The organism is Clostridium septicum (assembly GCF_003606265.1).
GTDB classification, from domain to species: Bacteria; Bacillota; Clostridia; order Clostridiales; family Clostridiaceae; genus Clostridium; species Clostridium septicum.
In genome coordinates, this window is sequence record NZ_CP023671.1 from 3364226 (window position 1) to 3383089 (window position 18864).

Annotated in this window: 19 protein-coding genes, 1 pseudogene and 1 riboswitch; of the genes and pseudogenes, 18 read left to right on the plus strand and 2 right to left on the minus strand. The window is 26.2% G+C overall.

Annotated elements, in window-relative coordinates; all coding sequences use genetic code 11:
• Positions 1–361: 361 nt before the first annotated feature.
• From CP523_RS15640 to CP523_RS15650, 3 genes are read left to right on the plus strand one after another with little or no spacing between them, the layout of a single operon-like run.
• Entirely contained in the window at positions 362–2440 is a 2079-nt protein-coding gene (locus CP523_RS15640; RefSeq protein WP_066678626.1) for a nitrate reductase, read from the plus strand.
• 12 nt (positions 2441–2452) lie between these two features.
• Complete coding sequence (locus CP523_RS15645; protein WP_066678625.1) at positions 2453–2866, plus strand: 4Fe-4S dicluster domain-containing protein; 414 nt, start codon at positions 2453–2455, stop codon at positions 2864–2866.
• Complete coding sequence (locus tag CP523_RS15650) at positions 2866–4092, plus strand: NAD(P)/FAD-dependent oxidoreductase (protein ID WP_066678623.1); 1227 nt, start codon at positions 2866–2868, stop codon at positions 4090–4092. Before CP523_RS15645 ends, CP523_RS15650 begins: the two co-directional genes overlap by 1 nt.
• Positions 4093–4161: 69 nt before the next feature.
• On the opposite strand, the gene CP523_RS15655 is transcribed toward CP523_RS15650, so the two are convergent.
• Complete coding sequence (locus CP523_RS15655; protein ID WP_066678621.1) at positions 4162–5121, minus strand: TDT family transporter; 960 nt, start codon at positions 5119–5121, stop codon at positions 4162–4164.
• A 206-nt stretch (positions 5122–5327) separates the two neighbouring features.
• Between CP523_RS15655 and mobB the strand changes: the two genes are divergently transcribed.
• From mobB to CP523_RS15730, 15 genes and pseudogenes are all read left to right on the plus strand, one after another.
• On the plus strand, positions 5328–5831 hold the full coding sequence (gene mobB, locus CP523_RS15660; protein ID WP_066678620.1) for a molybdopterin-guanine dinucleotide biosynthesis protein B: 504 nt from the start codon (positions 5328–5330) through the stop codon (positions 5829–5831).
• Positions 5829–5969, plus strand: a riboswitch (molybdenum cofactor riboswitch). (Overlaps the previous gene by 3 nt.)
• A gap of 106 nt (positions 5970–6075) precedes the next feature.
• Positions 6076–7278 carry a molybdopterin molybdotransferase MoeA gene (locus CP523_RS15665; RefSeq protein WP_227909507.1) on the plus strand — a complete coding sequence of 401 codons (1203 nt, stop codon included), beginning with the start codon at positions 6076–6078 and terminating at the stop codon, positions 7276–7278.
• An 18-nt stretch (positions 7279–7296) separates the two neighbouring features.
• Positions 7297–7857: a molybdenum cofactor guanylyltransferase gene (locus CP523_RS15670; protein WP_066678619.1), complete on the plus strand. Its 561-nt coding sequence runs from the start codon at positions 7297–7299 to the stop codon at positions 7855–7857.
• Positions 7857–8348 carry a MogA/MoaB family molybdenum cofactor biosynthesis protein gene (locus tag CP523_RS15675; RefSeq protein WP_066678618.1) on the plus strand — a complete coding sequence of 164 codons (492 nt, stop codon included), beginning with the start codon at positions 7857–7859 and terminating at the stop codon, positions 8346–8348. The genes CP523_RS15670 and CP523_RS15675 overlap by 1 nt, the downstream gene beginning before the upstream one ends.
• Positions 8349–8389: 41 nt before the next feature.
• Positions 8390–9106 (plus strand): annotated as a pseudogene (gene modA / locus CP523_RS15680) (molybdate ABC transporter substrate-binding protein).
• 9 nt (positions 9107–9115) lie between these two features.
• The gene (gene modB / locus CP523_RS15685) at positions 9116–9775 is read left to right on the plus strand and encodes a molybdate ABC transporter permease subunit (protein WP_066678615.1); all 660 of its coding nucleotides are present in this window, start codon (positions 9116–9118) and stop codon (positions 9773–9775) included.
• A 17-nt stretch (positions 9776–9792) separates the two neighbouring features.
• On the plus strand, positions 9793–10809 hold the full coding sequence (locus CP523_RS15690; RefSeq protein ID WP_066678614.1) for a molybdopterin-binding protein: 1017 nt from the start codon (positions 9793–9795) through the stop codon (positions 10807–10809).
• Between the two features lie 11 nt (positions 10810–10820).
• Positions 10821–11297: a cyclic pyranopterin monophosphate synthase MoaC gene (moaC, locus tag CP523_RS15695; RefSeq protein WP_066678610.1), complete on the plus strand. Its 477-nt coding sequence runs from the start codon at positions 10821–10823 to the stop codon at positions 11295–11297.
• Positions 11298–11338: 41 nt separating this feature from the next.
• Positions 11339–12310, plus strand: a complete 972-nt coding sequence (moaA, locus tag CP523_RS15700; RefSeq protein ID WP_066678608.1) for a GTP 3',8-cyclase MoaA — start codon at positions 11339–11341, stop codon at positions 12308–12310.
• Positions 12311–12313: 3 nt separating this feature from the next.
• Complete coding sequence (locus CP523_RS15705; protein ID WP_066678606.1) at positions 12314–12760, plus strand: MOSC domain-containing protein; 447 nt, start codon at positions 12314–12316, stop codon at positions 12758–12760.
• 139 nt (positions 12761–12899) lie between these two features.
• Positions 12900–13205, plus strand: coding sequence for a hypothetical protein (locus CP523_RS15710; RefSeq protein WP_066678605.1), 306 nt, complete (start codon positions 12900–12902; stop codon positions 13203–13205).
• Positions 13206–13380: 175 nt separating this feature from the next.
• Entirely contained in the window at positions 13381–14091 is a 711-nt protein-coding gene (locus CP523_RS15715) for an ABC transporter ATP-binding protein (protein ID WP_066678603.1), read from the plus strand.
• Positions 14084–15676 carry a hypothetical protein gene (locus tag CP523_RS15720; RefSeq protein WP_066678601.1) on the plus strand — a complete coding sequence of 531 codons (1593 nt, stop codon included), beginning with the start codon at positions 14084–14086 and terminating at the stop codon, positions 15674–15676. The genes CP523_RS15715 and CP523_RS15720 overlap by 8 nt, the downstream gene beginning before the upstream one ends.
• 15 nt (positions 15677–15691) lie before the next feature.
• Positions 15692–16420 carry a metallophosphoesterase family protein gene (locus CP523_RS15725; RefSeq protein ID WP_066678599.1) on the plus strand — a complete coding sequence of 243 codons (729 nt, stop codon included), beginning with the start codon at positions 15692–15694 and terminating at the stop codon, positions 16418–16420.
• Positions 16421–16490: 70 nt separating this feature from the next.
• On the plus strand, positions 16491–17258 hold the full coding sequence (locus CP523_RS15730; protein ID WP_066678597.1) for a hypothetical protein: 768 nt from the start codon (positions 16491–16493) through the stop codon (positions 17256–17258).
• Between the two features lie 394 nt (positions 17259–17652).
• On the opposite strand, the gene CP523_RS15735 is transcribed toward CP523_RS15730, so the two are convergent.
• Complete coding sequence (locus CP523_RS15735) at positions 17653–18825, minus strand: DUF1002 domain-containing protein (protein ID WP_083089620.1); 1173 nt, start codon at positions 18823–18825, stop codon at positions 17653–17655.
• Positions 18826–18864 lie beyond the last annotated feature (39 nt).

Here is an 18864-nt window from a genome sequence, read left to right on the forward strand (position 1 = left end):
TTAAGGTCAATGTAAAAATATATTACATTGACATTATTTTATAGTAAAATTAGCAATGTAAGTTTTATTATGCTGTTAGTTAACCATATGTTTTATTAAATTTAAAAATAGAGATGCATTGTTGATGTAATAAATATATTTTTAGTAAATAGGAATTAGTTAAAAAAATTGGTGCAATCTAATAATTAGTATAGATTATTAGATTGCACTAATTTGTTAGAAAAATCTTATTAGAGATTGTTAATAATGTGACAATTATCACAGTGAAATTTTCATTATGATGATAAAATTAAAAACGTATAAGATTAAATAATGGTTATAAATATTACAAATAAATACAAAAGAGTGGAGATGTTATCAGATGAAAAAAATACAATCAACTTGTAACTACTGTGCTTTGGCATGTAACCTAGATTTTTATGTTGAAGATGGAAAAATAAAAAAGATATTACCAACGGAGCATTATCCAGTAAATAAGGGATTCTCCTGTATTAAAGGATTAAATTTAGATAAGCAACAAAGCAAAATTAAAGCTAGAAAATCACCTATTTTAAGAAATGAAAAAGATGAAATGGTTGAAATTTCCTGGGAAGATGGATTTAACATTTTTGCAGAAAAAATGACAAATATACAAGAAAAGTATGGTAAAGAAAGTGTTGCTTTTATTAGTACAGGTCAGATGACTACCGAGGAAATGGCGCTTTTAGGACATGTAGGAAGAAATTACATGGGAATAAATGGAGATGGAAATACAAGACTTTGCATGGCAACTGCAGTTGTTGCACATAAGCAAAGTTTCGGATTTGATGCACCTCCATATACTTTAAATGATATTGAATTATCAGATACTATTGTATTTATTGGTGCCAATCCTGTTATAGCACATCCAGTATTGTGGGGGCGTGTTAGAAAAAATAAAGAAGCTAAAATAATAACAATAGATCCAAGAAAATCAGAAACTGCTTTAAATTCAGACATATGGATAGATATAAAACCAAAAGCAGATTTAGTTTTATTTTATACTTTAGCTAATGTATTAATAGAAAAGAATTGGATTAATAAAGAGTATATTGAAAACTACACAGAAGGTTTTGAAGAATTTAAAAAGCACGTAACTAGATTTACATTAAAAAATGTAGAAGAAGCTACTGGCATATCAAAGGAAAGAGTTTTAGAACTTGCACAAATTATTCATGAAGGAAAGCGTGTTTCTTTCTGGTGGACAATGGGAGTTAATCAGGGATACGAGGCAGTAAGAACTGCTCAATCAATTATAGATCTTGCAATAATGACTGGAAATATAGGAAGAGAAGGTACTGGTGCTAATTCATTGACAGGACAATGTAATGCAATGGGTTCTAGAGCTTTTAGTAATACAGCTGGTCTTTATGGTGGAGGTGAATATGACAATCCAGTAAGAAGAAAAGCAGTTGCAGAGGCTTTAGAAATTGAAGAAAGTTTACTTCCATCAAAACCAACACTACCATATAACATGATAATAGAAAAAATAAAATCAGGGGAAATCAAAGGACTTTGGGTAATATGTACAAATCCAAGACATTCATGGAGCAATAATGAGGAATTTGAAAAGGCTATAAAGAATTTAGATTTCTTTGTAGTTCAAGATATATATGAAGATACAGATAGTGCTAAACTTTGTGATTTATATTTACCATCAGTTCCAGCTATAAAAAAACAAGGTGTTTTAATAAACACAGAACGTCGTTTATCAATGGTTTCACCAGTTTTAGAAAAAGAAGATGGAGAACTTACGGACTATGAAATTTTCTTAGGAGTTGGAAAAGCTTTAGGAATGGGAAATCTTTTAGATAAGTGGAGAACACCACAAGATGCTTTTGAACTTTTAAAGAAGTGTTCAAAGGGAATGCCTTGTGATATTACAGGTGTTAATTATGAAGATTTAAAGGGGTCTAAAGGAGTACAATGGCCATTTAAAGAAGGTGAAGTTCTTAAAGAAGATGAAAGAAGACTTTTTGAAGATAATAAGTATTATACGCCATCCAAAAAGGTTAAGTTTATGTTTGAAGATGTTTTAGAGTGTCCAACAAAGACAACAGAAGAATTTCCTTACATATTTAACTCAGGTAGAGGTACTGTTGGACAATGGCATACACAAACTAGAACAAGAGAAATTGATATAGTTTCTAATATAACTCTAAAAGATTCTTATGTTTATATAAATGAAGAACTTGCAAAAGAGTTAAATATTTCACAAAATGAAAGAATTAGAATCAATTCTTCCAATGGTGTTAAAGCAGAGTTTACTGCAAAAATTACAGACAATGTTAAGAAAAATCATTTATATGCACCAATTCATTATATAGAAACTAATGCATTAACGCCTTCAATATTTGATCCATATTCAAAGGAGCCATCATATAAGACAGTGGCAGTAAATATTGAAAAAATAAATCATTAAGGAGCTATTAACATGAAGAGAATAAAAATAGATAGAAAAAAATGTGTAGGGTGTTTAACTTGTACTACAGCTTGTTTAGTATCTCATGAATCAGAGGAAACTAGAAGTAGAATAACAATAGATGGTAATGGCAAATATGCTCCTATTTTTTGTAGACATTGTGATAAGCCAGAGTGTGTTTACACCTGTATGACAGGAGCTATGAGTAAGGATAAAGAAACTGGATTAGTTAATTATGATAAAAATAAATGTGCAAGTTGTTATATGTGTATAATGGCGTGTCCTTATGGTGTATTAAAAGCCGAAAAGGAGAAGCACAAAGAAATTATGAAGTGTGATATGTGTAAGAATTCGAAGGAAGGTACTCCTCAATGTGTAGAAAAATGTCCTATGTCAGCAATTACTTTAGAGGAGGTAGATGAATAATGAAATATGTAGTTATAGGTGCCTCAGCAGCAGGGATAAGTGGGGCTAAAACATTAAGAGAATTAGATGAGAATGCAGAAATAACATTAGTATCAAAAGATGAATATGTATATTCAAGATGTATATTACATCACTATATTTCAAATCACAGAAATATTAAGGAATTAAATTTTGCAGATGAAAACTTTTTTACAAATAATAATATAAATTGGATTAAGGGTGTAGAGGTTATTTCTTTAGATGAAAAAAATCAAAAAATAGTTCTTTCAAATAATAATATTTTAAGCTATGACAAGATTTTAATAGCTAGTGGAGCTTCTTCTTTTATACCTCCAATTGTAAATTTAAGAGAGGCTAATAGAGTAGTAGGACTTAGAAATTTAGAAGATGCAATTCTTATAAAGAATGAAATAAATAATATAAAAAATGTAGTTGTATTAGGAGCTGGACTAGTTGGTATAGATGCTATTAGTGGACTATTAGAATCTGGTTTAAATGTTTCATTAGTAGAAATGGGAGATAAAATACTTCCACTTCAATTAGATAAATACACTTCTAAAGTTTATGAAGAGAAGTTTAAGGAAAAAGGAGTAAATTTAAAGCTTAATGTTAAAGCAGAGAAGCTTATAATTGATGAAAATAAAAATCCTAAAGCCTTACTATTAAATACAGGAGAAGAGATTCCATGTGAGTTAGTAATAGTCGCTACAGGAGTAAGGGCTAATATTGGCTTTATAAATGAAACTGAAGTAGCTACAGATAGGTTTGGTTTAATTATAAATGAAAAGGGAGAAACAAATATTACAAACGTATATGGGGCTGGGGATGTAACAGGAAGAAACCCTATATGGCCAACGGCTGTAAAAGAAGGAATAATAGCAGCTAATAATATGCTAAACAATTCTTTAATTATGACAGATTTCTTTGGAAGTAAAAATACCATGAATTTTGTTGGTATTGCTACAATGTCATTAGGAATAACTGAGGCTCCAGATGATTCATATAAGGTAGAAATTAGAAGAGATAAAGATAATTATAAAAAGATAATTCATAAAGATGGAAAAATATATGGAAGTATAATTCAAGGGGATTTATCTTATGCAGGAGTCTTAACTCAGCTTATAAAAGAAAAAATAGATATTTCAAAAGTAAAGAAAAATATTTTTGACATAGATTACTCAGATTTCTTTAATATAGAAGAAAATTTTGAATACAGTTATAAATAGTAGTTTTAAAATTAACTAAAATAAAAAGGTTATAAAGTAATTTTACTTTATAACCTTAAATATGTATTGTTAGTTTTCTATTTTAAATGAATCAATTAATAATTTAATAAAGTTGTAAATAACAAATAATATTCCAGCAGAAGCTAGTATAAGTTGTAATGACCCTAATTCTCTTAAGATATTTGAGAAAGTAGCTTGTCCAATATCATTCATTAATGCACTTACTTTAAAAGTAGCAAGCGTTGATATTGCAAGTGGAAATGTTATACCTGCAAATGAAGGTGTAAATTTCATTCTTAAAATTTTAGGTAGTCTGGTGTACATGTATATACAACATAATATTACTATTAAATATACAAATAATGTTAGATAAACATTTGCTTCTTTAAATAATGTTAAGTAAGCAACTACACAAAGACTAGGTGGGGCAGCCATTATACAAAGTGTTGGATATGGTAAATCAGCAACAGGTTTTGTAGCCAATCTATAAATCATAAAAGGCAATATTATAAAATATGCAATAAATGAAAAATAGAATATTACTTTAGTTATAACAGGTGCTTTCATAGCTGTGCTAGTTATTACTGCTACTATTATTCCAACATAAGGAACAAAATAAGGCGGTAAAAATTTATTGATTTCAAATTTCTTTATTAAATTATTATAAGTAAAAATTATAAGTACTATAACATTAAGAGATACTGCAAATAACCACAGAGATTTACCTAATGTAAAATTATATTTAACATAATAAGCAGCCATTAGCATCATTGACATGCAGAAAGTAGGATAAATACTTCCTAAAACTGTGTCGTCCATTTCTGTAAAGACTTGTTTAGGATGTAAAAATAACTTCATAAATCCTGCAAGTATAATTACAACTCCAATATTAACAGCTAGATGTCTTAATGAGTTAAATCCAAGCATAGCAAATACATTGCTTAATGTTAAGGTACCTAACAAAGTAGCCATAACACCGATAGGTAAATTTTTTAATTTTTCTTTTGATAATATGTCTTTATTTGACAATTTAAAGACCTCCTATAAATAAATTATAAAATAATTATACAGTAAATTTATTAAAATTCAAGTAGTAATTTGAAAAAATACAAAATAAATACATAATTTACTTATAAAGTAAGAAGATGTGTCGAAAATAGTGTATAATATTTTAAAGAGTTTAGAAAAAATAAATTATATAATTAATTCAAATAAAATATAAAGGAAAGATAATAATGTGTAAGATAATTAATATTATAGGAACTGGATCTAATGTTGGAAAAACAGTATTAATAGAAGGATTGATAAAAGAGTTAAGTGGTAGAGGTTATAGTGTTTCAACTATAAAGCATGATGTACATGGATTTGATATTGATAAAAAAGGTAAAGACACATATAGACATAGGAAAGCTGGAGCAGAAACAGTAATTATATCGTCTAAAAATAGATTAGCAATGATAAAAGAGGTAAATAATGAAGTAAGCTTAGACGAAATAATTAATATGGTACTGGATAAGGATTTTGTATTAGTAGAAGGATATAAAAATAGTAATCTTAGGAAGATAGAAGTTTTTAGAAAGGGATTAAGTAAAGAAATAATAACTCCTAAAGAAAATTTAATAGCAATAGCTAGTAATGAAAATATAAATTACTTTGATGTTCCAGTTATTGATAAAGAAGATTATAAAGCTTTAGCAGACTTAGTTGAAAATGAAAAAGAATATTCAAAAATTAAATAGAAGTAAGTTTTCTGGAGCATAATTAACCTAAAGAATAGTATAGTCAATGGTTATTATGCCTGAATTTATAAATTCACAAGGTTCTGTTTGAAAAGACATTGCCTCCACATTTTGGGAAGGAAAATAAGTTAAAGTATAAATTTTTATGCTTTAAAAATAAGCTTATTACTTATGCCCAAAATATAAGTAATAAGCTTATTTTATTTTTAGAAATTTTTAAAGAGTTAATTAAAAGGAGATTTTAATGGTGAGAAAATTTGTTTCATTAGAGGATGCGATAGATATATTAAATAGAAATATATTACCTTTAGATACAGAAATTATATCTTTAATGGATTCTGTTAATAGAACAGTAAAAAATAATATATATTCAAAAATAGATAATCCACCTTTTAATAAGTCAGCAATGGATGGATATGCTATAAAGGCATCAAACTTAGAAAATACTAAATTAAAAATTATAGATAAGGTATATGCAGGTAGTTTTTCTAAAAAAGAAATAAAAGATTTTGAAACTATAAGAATAATGACAGGGGCACCAATTCCATTAGGCGCTAATGCTGTAATAAAGCAAGAAGATGTTATAGTAGAGGGAGAATTTATAAAATTAAAAAAATCATTAAAAGAAAATGAAAATATTTGTTTTAAAGGTGAAGATATTAAAAAAGATCAACTTTTAATAAAGGCTAACAGAAAACTTAATTATGCAGATATAGGAATATTAGCTAGTTCTGGAATTAGTGAAGTGAAAGTTTATAAAAAACCTAGAATAGCCATAATAAGTACTGGTGATGAGGTTTTAGATGTTATAGAAGAATTAACTTTAGGGAAAATATATAATAGCAATAGATATAGTATAATGGCAAGAATTAAAGAACTAGGATATGATGTATCACTAATAAAACATGTAAAAGATAGTAAATTAGAAATATCTGAAGAATTAAAAGATATTTCTAGCAAAGTTGATTTAATAATAACAACAGGTGGAGTTTCAGTTGGGGAAAAAGATTTAATTAATGAAGCTGTAAATATAGCTGGGGGTACAAGGTTGTTTTGGAAAATAAAAATTAAACCTGGCTCAGCCGTATTGTGTAGTAAATTAAATAAAGCTTTAGTTATAAGTCTTTCAGGGAATCCGACAGCTGCATTAACAACATTTGAGCTTCTAGTGAAACCAAGCTTAGAAAAATTAAATGGCAAAGAAGAGCTTTCTATAGTAAGAGAAAAGGCTATACTTTATGATGATATAAATAAAAAAAGTCCTCAAAGAAGATTTATACGAGGTCATTTAGTTACAAATGAAAAAGGGCAAATAGTTAAAATAACTCAGAAGAAAAGTGGAAATGGAATTTTAAGCTCTACATTAAATTCAAATTGTATAGTTGAAATAGAAGAAGGAAGTCTAGGTGTTAAAAAAGGGGAGTTAGTAAATATAATAAGACTTTAAAGAGAGAAGGAATTTATAGTGATTGATAAAACCTTAGCTATTTTAGCTGGAGGAAAAAGTAGTCGTATGAACTATAACAATAAAGCATTTTTAAAATATAGAGAAAAAACATTTATAGAAAATATAATAGAAAAAGGTAAAGACTATAAAGAAATAATAATAATTGCAAATAATAAAGAAATTTATAAAGAGTTTAATTTAAGAGTTGTCGAAGATATTTATAAAGAACAAGGACCATTAAGTGGAATACATTCTGCATTAGAAAACTCAAAAACTAAATATTGTTTATGTGTAGCCTGTGATATGCCTCTTCTAAGTAGAGAACTTTTAAAAAGGTTAGGAGAAGAAGATAGTGATTTTGATATTTTAATACCTAAAGTTAATAATAGACTTCAGCCATTATGTGCTGTATATTCAAAAGATATAGTAAATATTTTAAAGGAAAATCTAAAGCATAAAAATAATAAATTACAAAAAATAATTTTAAATTTAAATTATAAAATTATTAAGGGATTAGAAGAAAAGAATTTCACTAATGTGAATACAATACAAGAATATAAAGAATTGGAGGAGATATAATGTACACTATAGGGATAATAACAAGTAGTGATAAAGGCTACAAAGGTGAAAGAGAAGATAGAAGTGGAGAAGTTATAAAAGAAATAGTAGAAGCAAATGGCTTTGAAGTAAAGAAGTATATAATTCTTCCAGATGAAAAAGATATGTTATCTAATGAGCTTTTATATATGAGTGATGAACTTAATTTAAATTTAATTTTAACTACAGGTGGAACTGGGTTTTCTACTAGAGATGTTACACCAGAAGCTACAAAAGTAGTTATTGAAAGAGAAACTCCAGGAATTTGTGAAGCAATTAGATGGTATAGTCTAAGTATAACTAAAAGAGCTATGCTTTCAAGAGCTGTTTCAGGTATAAGAAAAAATACATTAATAGTAAATTTACCTGGAAGTCCTAAAGCATGTAAAGAAGCATTAGAGTTTGCTTTAGATGACATTAAACATGGAATAGATATTTTATTAGGGGAGGCAAAAGAATGTGCAAGAAAATAAGTAAAATAGTAATTTTAATACTTTCAATGGGGATTTTATTAATGGGGTGTTCTAGTAAGAAGAATGAAGTGAAAAATAAGGAAATAACAATTAGTATAGCTGCTAGTTTAAAAGATCCTATTGAGAAAATAAAAGAAGAATATGAGAAAAATAACAATGTGAAAATAAATATAAATGCTGCTGGATCGGGTACTTTAAAGAAACAAATATCAGAAGGAGCAGAAGTAGATATATTTTTCTCTGCAAGTAAGAAGTATGTAGATCAGTTAATTAAAGATGGGCTAGTATTAAGCGAAGACAGGTCAGATCCAATTAAAAATTCATTAGTATTAATAAAGAATAAAGAAGTTAAGAATAATTTTAATTCATTAGAAGATTTAAAAAATATAGATGGAAAAATAGCCATAGGTGAATGGAATACAGTTCCAGCTTGAGAATATGCAAAAGAATCATTAGAGAATATAAATATATTTTCTAGCCTTGAGGATAGAATGGTTTTAGCTAAAGATGTAAAAGCAGTAAAAACATATGTGGAAAATAGTGATGCTGAATATGGGTTTATTTATAAAAGTGATTCTTTAGATTTAAAATCTAGTGAAGTGGTATTAGAGGTTCCTAATAATCTTCATAAAGAAATTTCATATTCATTAGCATTAATAAATTCATCATCTAATAAAGATGAAGCTAAAAAATTTATTAACTTTATGACAGCAGATAAAGGCAAAGAAATATTTAACGAATATGGATTTACTATGTAAGGAGTATTAATGATAAAAGAAGCAACATTTATTTCTATAAAAGTAGTTATAATTTCAGTGATTATTACATTAATTATGTCTTTAGCATTAATAAAGTTTATATTAGATAAAGACACAAAGATAAGGAAAATGATAGAGGCTTTTGTAATATTGCCCATGTTCATCCCACCATCAGCTACTGGATACTTAATATTATTAGTTTTGGGTAAAAGTGGATGGATAGGGAAATTGATTAAAAATTTATTTAATACATCTATAATATTTACAATATCAGCGGCAATAATAGCTGCTGTAGTTGTAACACTTCCAATTATGTATCAAAGCATAAAAGCTTCTATTATATCAGTAGATAAAGAGGTAAAAGAGGCAGCCATGATATGTGGAGCTAATGATATTCAAATATTTACAAAAATAGTTCTTCCTCTTTCAAAGGGAGGGATACTTACAGGAATTTTATTATCATTTGCTAGAGCCTTTGGAGAATTTGGAGCAACTATTTTAGTTGCTGGAAATATTAAAGGAAAAACTCAAACATTACCAATGGCTATGTTCTATGCAATTGAAAATAATAATAATAAAGAAGCAATACAAATTTTAATAATAGTATTTACAGTTGCTATATTTTTAATGAGCATATATAACTATTTAATAAAAAATATGATTAATTAATATAGGATGTGATTTTAATGAAAATGATAAAAGTTCAGGATGCAGTTGGAACTATGCTTTCTCATGATGTAACTCAAATAATACCTGGAGAATTTAAAGGAAGAATTTTTAAAAAGGGTCATATTATAAAAGAAGAAGATATAGAAAAATTATTATTAATTGGAAAGGATCATGTTTATGTATGGGAACCTAAAGATGGGGAATTACATGAAAATGATGCAGCAAAAAGATTAGTACCTTTAATTATGGGAGATGGAATAACTAAATCAGAAGAAATTAAGGAGGGGAAAATAGATTTTTTTGCAGATAAAAAAGGCCTTTTGAAAATAGATAAAGAAAGTTTACTTAAAATAAATTCATTGGGAGAAATAATAGTTTCAACTATACATAATAATACACCTATAAAAAATGGAGAAAAAATAGCGGCTACTAGAGTTATACCTTTAATAATAGATGAGAAAAAAATAATAGAAGCAGAAAAGTTAATAAAAAAACCAATTATTTCAATTAAAGAATATAAAGAAAAAAATATAACTTTAATAACTACAGGAAATGAAGTTTTTTATGGAAGAATAAAAGATGCTTTTCTACCTGTAATTGAGAGAAAGCTTAAAGAGTATGGTAATAGTAAAGTTAAACAAATAATATTACCAGATGATAAGGAAAGAATTAAAGAGGGGATAAAAGAAGTAATTAAAAATGGAGCAGATATGGTTATATGTACAGGTGGAATGTCGGTAGATCCAGATGATGTTACTCCAACAGCAATTAAAGAATGTGGTGGGGAGTTAATAACATATGGTTCACCAGTTCTGCCTGGGGCTATGTTTTTATTAGCTTATAAAGATGAACTACCTATACTTGGAATTCCAAGTTGTGCAATGTATTGTAAAAGAACAATTTTAGACTTAGTATTACCAAGAATACTTGCTGATGAAAAATTAACCTTAGAAGATATAGTTAAGTATGGACATGGGGGATTATGCTTAGATTGTAAAGTATGTACTTTCCCGCATTGTTCTTTCGGAAAATAATAGGAGGATTTATGAAGAATAATTTAACTCATTTTGATGAAAGTGGAAACGCAAGAATGGTGGATGTATCAGACAAAGATAAAACTAAAAGAGTGGCAATAGCAGTTTCAAAAATAAAAACAAGTAAAGAAACTTTAAATCTTATAGAACAAGGTAAAATTGGAAAAGGAGATGTTTTAGGAGTAGCAAGAGTAGCTGGAATAATGGCAAGTAAACAAACTTCAAATCTAATACCTATGTGTCATCCACTTATGATATCAAGTTGTGATATAGAGTTTAAAATAAATAAAGATGAAAGTTGTATAGATATAAAAGCAAGTGTTAAAATCTTTGATAAAACAGGAGTAGAAATGGAAGCATTGACTGCAGCCATGGTTTCAGCGCTAACTATTTACGATATGTGTAAAGCTGTAGACAAGAGAATGGTTATAGAGGGAACTCATTTATTAAAGAAAACAGGAGGAAAAAGTGGCGAGTTTAATTTTTAAGTTTAATATCTTAATTTTTAAACAATGTACATAGATAAAGGATGAAAGATAGATTTGGGAGAAACATAGACTATTTAAGAATATCTGTTACAGATAATTGTAACTTAAGATGCATTTATTGCATGGGTGAAAAAAATAATAAATTTCTAAATTTAGATGAGAAGCTTACTAATGAAGAAATTTATAAAATTGTATGTGAGTTCTCAAAACTTGGAATAAAAAAAATAAGAATTACAGGAGGGGAACCATTAGTTAGAAAAGATATATTAAAGTTAATAGAAGATATAAATAAAATAGATGGAATAGAAGAAATATATATAACAACTAATGGAATACTTCTTTTAGATTACATAGAAACTTTAGCGAAAAATGGAGTAAAAGGTGTAAATATAAGTTTAGATTCTCTAAAGTATGATAGATTTAAAAATATAACTAGAGGTGGCGAGTTAAATAAAGTTTTAAAAGCCATTGATAAATGTATTGAGAATAACATTAAAGTTAAGCTTAATACTGTAATAATAGATGAAATAAATAAAGATGAAATTTTAGATTTTGTAAATTTAACAATTACTAAACCTATAGATATAAGGTTTATAGAGCTTATGCCGATTGGAGAAGGTAAAAAGTTTAAACCAGTTACTAATTCAGAAATTTTAAGTATAATAAAAAATAAATATAAGAATTTAAAAGAATTTAAAAGAGAAAAAAGTTCTGGTCCTGCAAAATATATAAAAATAGATAATTCAATAGGTAAAGTTGGATTTATAAGTGCTATAAGTAATTGTTTTTGCAGTGAGTGTAATAGAATAAGATTAACTCCAGATGGATTTTTAAAGCAATGTTTACATTTTAATTATGGAGTCAATTTAAGGGAATTATTAAGGCAAGGAATAACAGAGGAAAAATTGAAAAATCTTATTTCAGAAAATATATATAATAAACCTGAAAAACATTTATTTAATGAGAATAACAAAGATGAAGAGATAAGATTTATGAATGAAATTGGAGGATGAGGAATGAATAAACTAATAGCTATATGTACAAGTGAAAAAAAGGGAACTGCCAAGGTAATGGTAAATGAAGTAAATGTTATAGAAGACTTTGGAATAGAAGGAGATGCCCATGCAGGAAAATGGCATAGACAAGTAAGTTTATTAGCATTAGAAAAAATAGAAAACTTTAGATCTAAAGGGGCAAATGTAAATTTTGGAGCCTTTGGAGAAAATTTAGTAGTTGAAGGAATAGAATTAAATAAACTTCCTGTAGGTCAAAGGATTAAGGTAGGAGAAGTGGAGTTAGAAGTAACTCAAATAGGAAAGAAGTGCCATGATAAATGTGCAATATTCTATCAAGTAGGACAATGTATTATGCCAACTAATGGGATATTTACCAAAGTTATAAAGGGTGGAAAAATAAAAGTAGGAGATGAGTGTATTTTATTAGATTCAGGAATACTGCTTTAAAAAAGTTTAAGAAGTATTAAAAAGATGATTTCTATCTACTATAGAAATCATCTTTTTTTATTTTGTATATTATATAGATAAGTTTTATTTTATACAGGTTTCACTAGCACTTATTAAAAAACCTACACATGAACATAGAATGTTTTTTAATAACAATAGTGAAGGATTATTTACATTAATATTAAAAAGACAAGCTAAGGTGATAACAATTAAAATTGTTATTGAAATTACGCCTACGATTAAATTTCTTAAAATAATAACTTCATCAGTACAAATAAATACTTTTTTTGTAGTATTTTCTAAGAAGTATCCTATAATAGATGAAAAAGTATGTCTTATTATAACTAAATTGCCATTAGCATCTAAGTGGTTATTAAATACTGAAATTATAATTGATAGAAGTGAACAAAATGCTAAAATAGATAATATTTTAAAACTTATATAAGTTGACTTCCAGTACTCAAAGAGTTTAAAAAATCCTTTTTTCATAGCGAAATTCCTCATTTGTAATAGTATACTATATAGTATGTATAATTATAATTTATGTTAAATAAATCGAATTATGTTATAAAGTATGATATACTTTATAACAAAATATGAACTTGTTAGGGGGAGACCAGATGGAGTTAAGCTTAGAAAATATTAAAAAAAATTATGGAAATAAAGAAGTGTTAAAAGGAGCTTCTTTTATTTTTAAAAAAGGAAAAATATATGGATTACTAGGTCGTAATGGAGCAGGTAAAACTACACTTTTTAATTGCATAAGTGGTGAGATTAAATGTGATAATGGAAAGATAATATTATCAGAAGATGGAGATTCTACAGAAATTTTAGATTATTCAAAGGTAGGGTATGTGTTTTCAGAGCCAGTTCTTCCTGAATTTTTAACAGGCTATGAATTTCTAAAGTTTTATATAGATATTAATAAAAACAAAATAGATAATATACTAACTATTGAAGAGTATTTTGACATAATAAAAATAAATAAAGAGGATAGATATAGACTTATAAAGGGATATTCCCATGGAATGAAAAATAAAATTCAAATGTTATGTTTTTTAATAAGTAGACCACCTGTAATTTTATTAGATGAACCATTAACATCATTTGATGTAGTAGTAGCTCTTGAAATAAAGAATTTATTAAAAAGGATAAAAAGTAATCATATAATAATTTTTTCAACACATATTTTGCAGTTAGCAACAGATTTATGTGATGAAATAGTTGTATTAAACAATGGAGTTTTAGAAGGAGTAGATAATAAAATTTTAAATAGTTCAGATTTTGAAGAAAAAATTATAAATATCTTAAAGGAGGAAACTAATGATTAGAACCTTTATTAATACATATAAAGTATCATTTGCAGAAGAAGCAAATACCTTTATATACTTTTTAAAGAAGATTCCTTTTATAGGTAAAAAATTTTCTGATGAGTTATATAACAAGACTAATATAAAGTTAACACTAGGTATTATATCAGAGGTATTTGGAATACTTTTTAAGTTTGTGGGAAAAATTATATATGTTTTTCTTATGATTATATTGGCTACAAAGTTTCTTATAAAGGGTGATTATGATAAACATATAGTTTATTTGCAAATCTTTTTTTTCTTAAGCCTTTTTATGGGACCTTTGTTAGGGACTATGATATTTGACTCAGATAAAAAAGTGTTTAATATGATTAATTTAATGCGAGTTAATGCAAGGGATTATTATTTAAGTCAAATTATATATATAAGGTTAGCAGATTTTATATTTTTTGTTCCAGCTATATTAATAATGGGAGTTCCTTTTTTAAAAGCTATATTACTACTTATAGAGTTTACTTCTCTTAGATTTATAGTAGAAGCTATAGGACTATACATATATGATAAAAAAAAGAAAATAATTTGCAAAAAGACTTATTTTTTTGTAGGAATATTTATTATAGGGTTGGCAGCAGCATATCTTTTGCCTTATTTAGGTTATATAATAGATTTTAATAAAATATTATTTAATTTATTTATTTTTTTATGTATAGCTATTTTAGGTACATTAAGTTTTTTATATTTATGGAAATATAAAAGATATACTAGATTAGCAAAAGAATATATAACAAAAGATAAGATTTTTATTAGTGATGAGTTAGTTTCTGATATTAATTTTTCAGATGTAGAAATTGATGAGAATAAAATAGAAAAAAGTCAACTAATTTCTAAAGTTTATGAAGATAAAGAAGGATATGAATATTTAAATTCACTATTCTTTTTAAGACACAGAAAAATAATGGTTAATTCAATAAAGATTAGAGTGGTAATAATAGGTATTTTATGTTTAATAGCTATGATTACATTATTTTTTATGCCAAATTTAAAAATTCAAATGGTTGATGCTATTACAATATCAACTCCATTAATGGTATTTATAATGTACACAATTTCAACCACAGAAAGAATTTGCAAAGCTATGTTTTATAATTGTGATAAAAGTCTTTTAAGGTATTCATATTACACAGAAGGAAAAGTTATTTTATCAAATTTTACATCAAGATTAAAAAAAATTGTATCACTTAATATTATACCAGCTATAGCACTATGTGTAGCTTTTATAATTTTAATAATTTGGTGTGGACAAGCCTCTTCTCTAATTAAAATAATACCTACATTAATATGTATAATATGCTTATCAGCATTTTTTTCTATTCATCATTTATTTATGTATTATGTAATACAACCATATACTTCAGAATTAACAATTAAAAGTCCGACTTTTAAAGTTGTAAATTGGATTGTTTATATTTTAAGTTATAGATGTTTACATTATAAAACATCTTCATATTATTTTAGTATAGGGGTTAGTATAGCAACTATAATATATATGATAATTGCACTTATAGTAATTTATAAAGTAGCTCCAAAAACATTTAAATTAAAATGATAAAGGGTGATTTTAATGAGGGAAAAAATAGCTATAATTTCAGATGTACATGGAAACCTAAATGCATTGAATACTGTGTTTAATGATATAAATAAGCGTGGAATAACTAGAATTATATGTTTAGGTGATTTAGTAGGAAAGGGACCTAATACAGAAGAAGTTGTTGATAAAGTTAAAAATAATTGTGAAATAGTTATTAAAGGTAACTGGGACTATCTTGTATCAGAAGTAAATAATAAATACTTTGTAAAATGGCATAAAGAAAAATTAAGAAATGATCAATTAGAATATCTAAAAAACCTTCCAATATATAGTGAATTTTATATAAGTGGAAATTTAGTTAGAATTTTTCATTCATCAATTAAAGATTTGTTTTTTAGAGTTGCAGTAGAATCAACAAAGGAAGATAAGCTTAAATTATTTATACCACCACAATTAAATGGAAAAGAAGCTGATATTGTTATATATGGACATTTACATTATGCATTTATAGAATACTTTGCTGGTAAAACATTGATAAATGTAGGTAGTGTAGGAAATCCTTTAGAAATTAGTGAGGCAGCTTATGCAATAATTGAAGGGGAATATAATTCAAAAAAGAAAGATGTAATCTCTACATCAATAATAAGAATTCCTTATGATGTAAATAAATCTATAGAAGATGCTGAAAAAAGTGATATGCCAGATAAAGAAGAATATATATATGAATTAAAATATGCAATATATAGAGGATTAAAGAAGTGAATTTTTAATATTTATGCTCAAATAACCTTAAAAAACATATATTAATATAAATTAATAATGAGGTTTTTTTATGAGTAAAAATTTAAATAAAATCTTAGATGTAAGGGAAGTAGTTATTGAAGTTAAATATGGTGATACTACTGGTAATGGGCACAATGATAAGATATCTTTAATTGAAATTCATGAAAATAATAAGCAGCATAAGTTTACAGGAGAAATATTTATTAGAGTTGAAAATGGACTTACAGGACATATTGATAGAATAGACCTAGAAAGCCACACAGGTATTACCTATAAATTATATTTAGGTAATTTTACAACTAATTATAAAGAAGACATATTAGTCCAAGGCTTTAACTATATTTTAGAAGATAAAAATAATAACTATATATTTTCTTATATAGATAGAAAATATAAAGAGATATTTAATGGTCATAAGTTTTTAGAGGAATATATTATAGAAGCTGTTTATAAAGATAATTATATAATAGAAGTTTATTGTAAAAGATTAAATATGATGTATTTAATTACAATAAAATATTATAATAAAAAATGGTTATCTAAAATATATGATAAATTTGGAATACTAAGTATAAACGCTAAACTTATAAATACAGATTTAAATGCAGTTTATCCAATAGGATCAACTTGGGGAGAAGAGTTTGGATCTCAAGAAGAGCTATATATATATCAAACATTAATAAGTCATGATAAAGAAAAGGTTATAGCTATAATACAAAATAGACTAAAGTGGAAAAATGGTAGGTTTGTAGTTATCCTTCAAAATATAGCGGTTTTTGGAGAAGATAGATATAAGATTAAAACTACAGGTATATGAAGTAAGAATAAAAAGTTACTTATGTTCTTAGAATAATAATATCTTTTCATGAGTATATGAAACAAAACATACCTGTCAAATAACACTTACCTTTAATTAACTTTAGTTTAAAGGTTATAGATATAATTAAAAGTATAGCAAAATATAGATGGAAAATAAGAATATATAAATTTATTAAAGTAGTATTCAATTAAGTTAGAATACTACTTTATTTTTAGAAAAATATATAACATATTATTCTTTATGTGTAGAAAATATAAATTTATCTCGAAAACAAGTTAACAAATATGATTAGTAATAATGAAGAAAAATACTAATAAAAGTGAATGAAAAATAATAAAATAATAAGCCATCCTATAAGTTTAACTTTATGGGATGGCTATTTTTATATTTATTAATTTCTTTGTGATGTTGAAGATGGTTGAGATTCAGTATTAGTAGTATTTACTTCACTTTCAGTATTTGTATTAGAGATAGATTGTTCTTTTTCTTTATTTACATCTTCCTTGAGTTTATTATCATCTTCAGAATTAGAATTATTTTTTTCAGAATTTAATTTTTCATCACTTTTATTATCTGTGGTTTTGTTTTCCTCATTATTATCAGAATTTAAATTAGAATTATTAGTGGTAGCAGGATTATTTGAATTCTTATTATCTAAGTTATCTATAGCTTCTTTATTACCTAGTGATTTAAACCATTCCCCTATACTTTTAAAGAAGTCAGAAATACCATCTAGAAGTTTTTGGAAAAATCCACTTTCTGATAATTCTTTACCTGCATTTTTAAGTGCATTTGATAACTGATCCCCTAAATTATTTAGTGTGTTTTTAACTTTACTATAATCAATGTCTAAATTATTTATTTCAGTCATTAGACTTTTAATATTGTCTTTTTGGTTATTTGTTAAATTAACTTTATAGTCTTCAGTTAAATTATCCACTATTTTATTAACTTCAGTATCATTTTTAGGAGCTTTTTTAATAACTTCTGTTTTAATGTCATTTATAACTGCAGCAGCTTCATCAGCACCAATTTCATCTGCTAGTTTAGATGTAGTTTCAATTTCTTTTTGAGCAACTTTTTTATTTTTTAGAGAAAGTTCTTCTCCTTTAGCTTGTTCAAATCCTTTTAGTATTCCAGATAAAGCAGATGTACCTGTAACAGGAAATGGGGAACTTGCTTTAACTTCAGCACTAGTAACACCAGAAGTAACTAATGCATTAGATAACATTAGTCCTGTTACTTCCGTTAGATTATTGGCTTGTACATTAATTCCGCCTTTATCAGTAAGTTTTACATATGATGATGAATAACATCCACCTTGATAATTTGATTTGTCGTTAGGGTCAAGACCTAGTTGTCTGATTATATCATCGTTAGTTATTCTATCTATACTAACTTTATCTTTAGAAACACCAAACTCTTTTAGCATTTGTTCTTCTTGATAATCATTTAAATCTATTCCAAATGTTACTCTTTCTTTATTTTGAGCCTGTACATTTACTGTAAAGCATGAAACTGCAATAGCAGAAGCTGTAATTAAACTAAAAATTTTCTTCTTCATAATAAATCTCCTTATAAATATTAACGATCTGTTAAGTTA

Excerpts from the sequence above, each read along its gene's own strand:
- modB (WP_066678615.1), top strand. The coding sequence starts at position 9,116 with ATGATAAAAGAAGCAACATTTATTTCTATAAAAGTAGTTATAATTTCA.
- CP523_RS15705 (WP_066678606.1), top strand. The coding sequence starts at position 12,314 with ATGAATAAACTAATAGCTATATGTACAAGTGAAAAAAAGGGAACTGCC.
- mobB (WP_066678620.1), top strand. The coding sequence starts at position 5,328 with ATGTGTAAGATAATTAATATTATAGGAACTGGATCTAATGTTGGAAAA.
- CP523_RS15675 (WP_066678618.1), top strand. The coding sequence starts at position 7,857 with ATGTACACTATAGGGATAATAACAAGTAGTGATAAAGGCTACAAAGGT.
- CP523_RS15710 (WP_066678605.1), top strand. The coding sequence starts at position 12,900 with ATGTTTTTTAATAACAATAGTGAAGGATTATTTACATTAATATTAAAA.
- CP523_RS15650 (WP_066678623.1), top strand. The coding sequence starts at position 2,866 with ATGAAATATGTAGTTATAGGTGCCTCAGCAGCAGGGATAAGTGGGGCT.
- CP523_RS15725 (WP_066678599.1), top strand. The coding sequence starts at position 15,692 with ATGAGGGAAAAAATAGCTATAATTTCAGATGTACATGGAAACCTAAAT.
- CP523_RS15715 (WP_066678603.1), top strand. The coding sequence starts at position 13,381 with ATGGAGTTAAGCTTAGAAAATATTAAAAAAAATTATGGAAATAAAGAA.
- moaA (WP_066678608.1), top strand. The coding sequence starts at position 11,339 with ATGAAAGATAGATTTGGGAGAAACATAGACTATTTAAGAATATCTGTT.
- CP523_RS15730 (WP_066678597.1), top strand. The coding sequence starts at position 16,491 with ATGAGTAAAAATTTAAATAAAATCTTAGATGTAAGGGAAGTAGTTATT.
- CP523_RS15640 (WP_066678626.1), top strand. The coding sequence starts at position 362 with ATGAAAAAAATACAATCAACTTGTAACTACTGTGCTTTGGCATGTAAC.
- moaC (WP_066678610.1), top strand. The coding sequence starts at position 10,821 with ATGAAGAATAATTTAACTCATTTTGATGAAAGTGGAAACGCAAGAATG.
- CP523_RS15720 (WP_066678601.1), top strand. The coding sequence starts at position 14,084 with ATGATTAGAACCTTTATTAATACATATAAAGTATCATTTGCAGAAGAA.
- CP523_RS15665 (WP_227909507.1), top strand. The coding sequence starts at position 6,076 with ATGGTGAGAAAATTTGTTTCATTAGAGGATGCGATAGATATATTAAAT.
- CP523_RS15645 (WP_066678625.1), top strand. The coding sequence starts at position 2,453 with ATGAAGAGAATAAAAATAGATAGAAAAAAATGTGTAGGGTGTTTAACT.
- CP523_RS15735 (WP_083089620.1), bottom strand. The coding sequence starts at position 18,825 with ATGAAGAAGAAAATTTTTAGTTTAATTACAGCTTCTGCTATTGCAGTT.
- CP523_RS15690 (WP_066678614.1), top strand. The coding sequence starts at position 9,793 with ATGAAAATGATAAAAGTTCAGGATGCAGTTGGAACTATGCTTTCTCAT.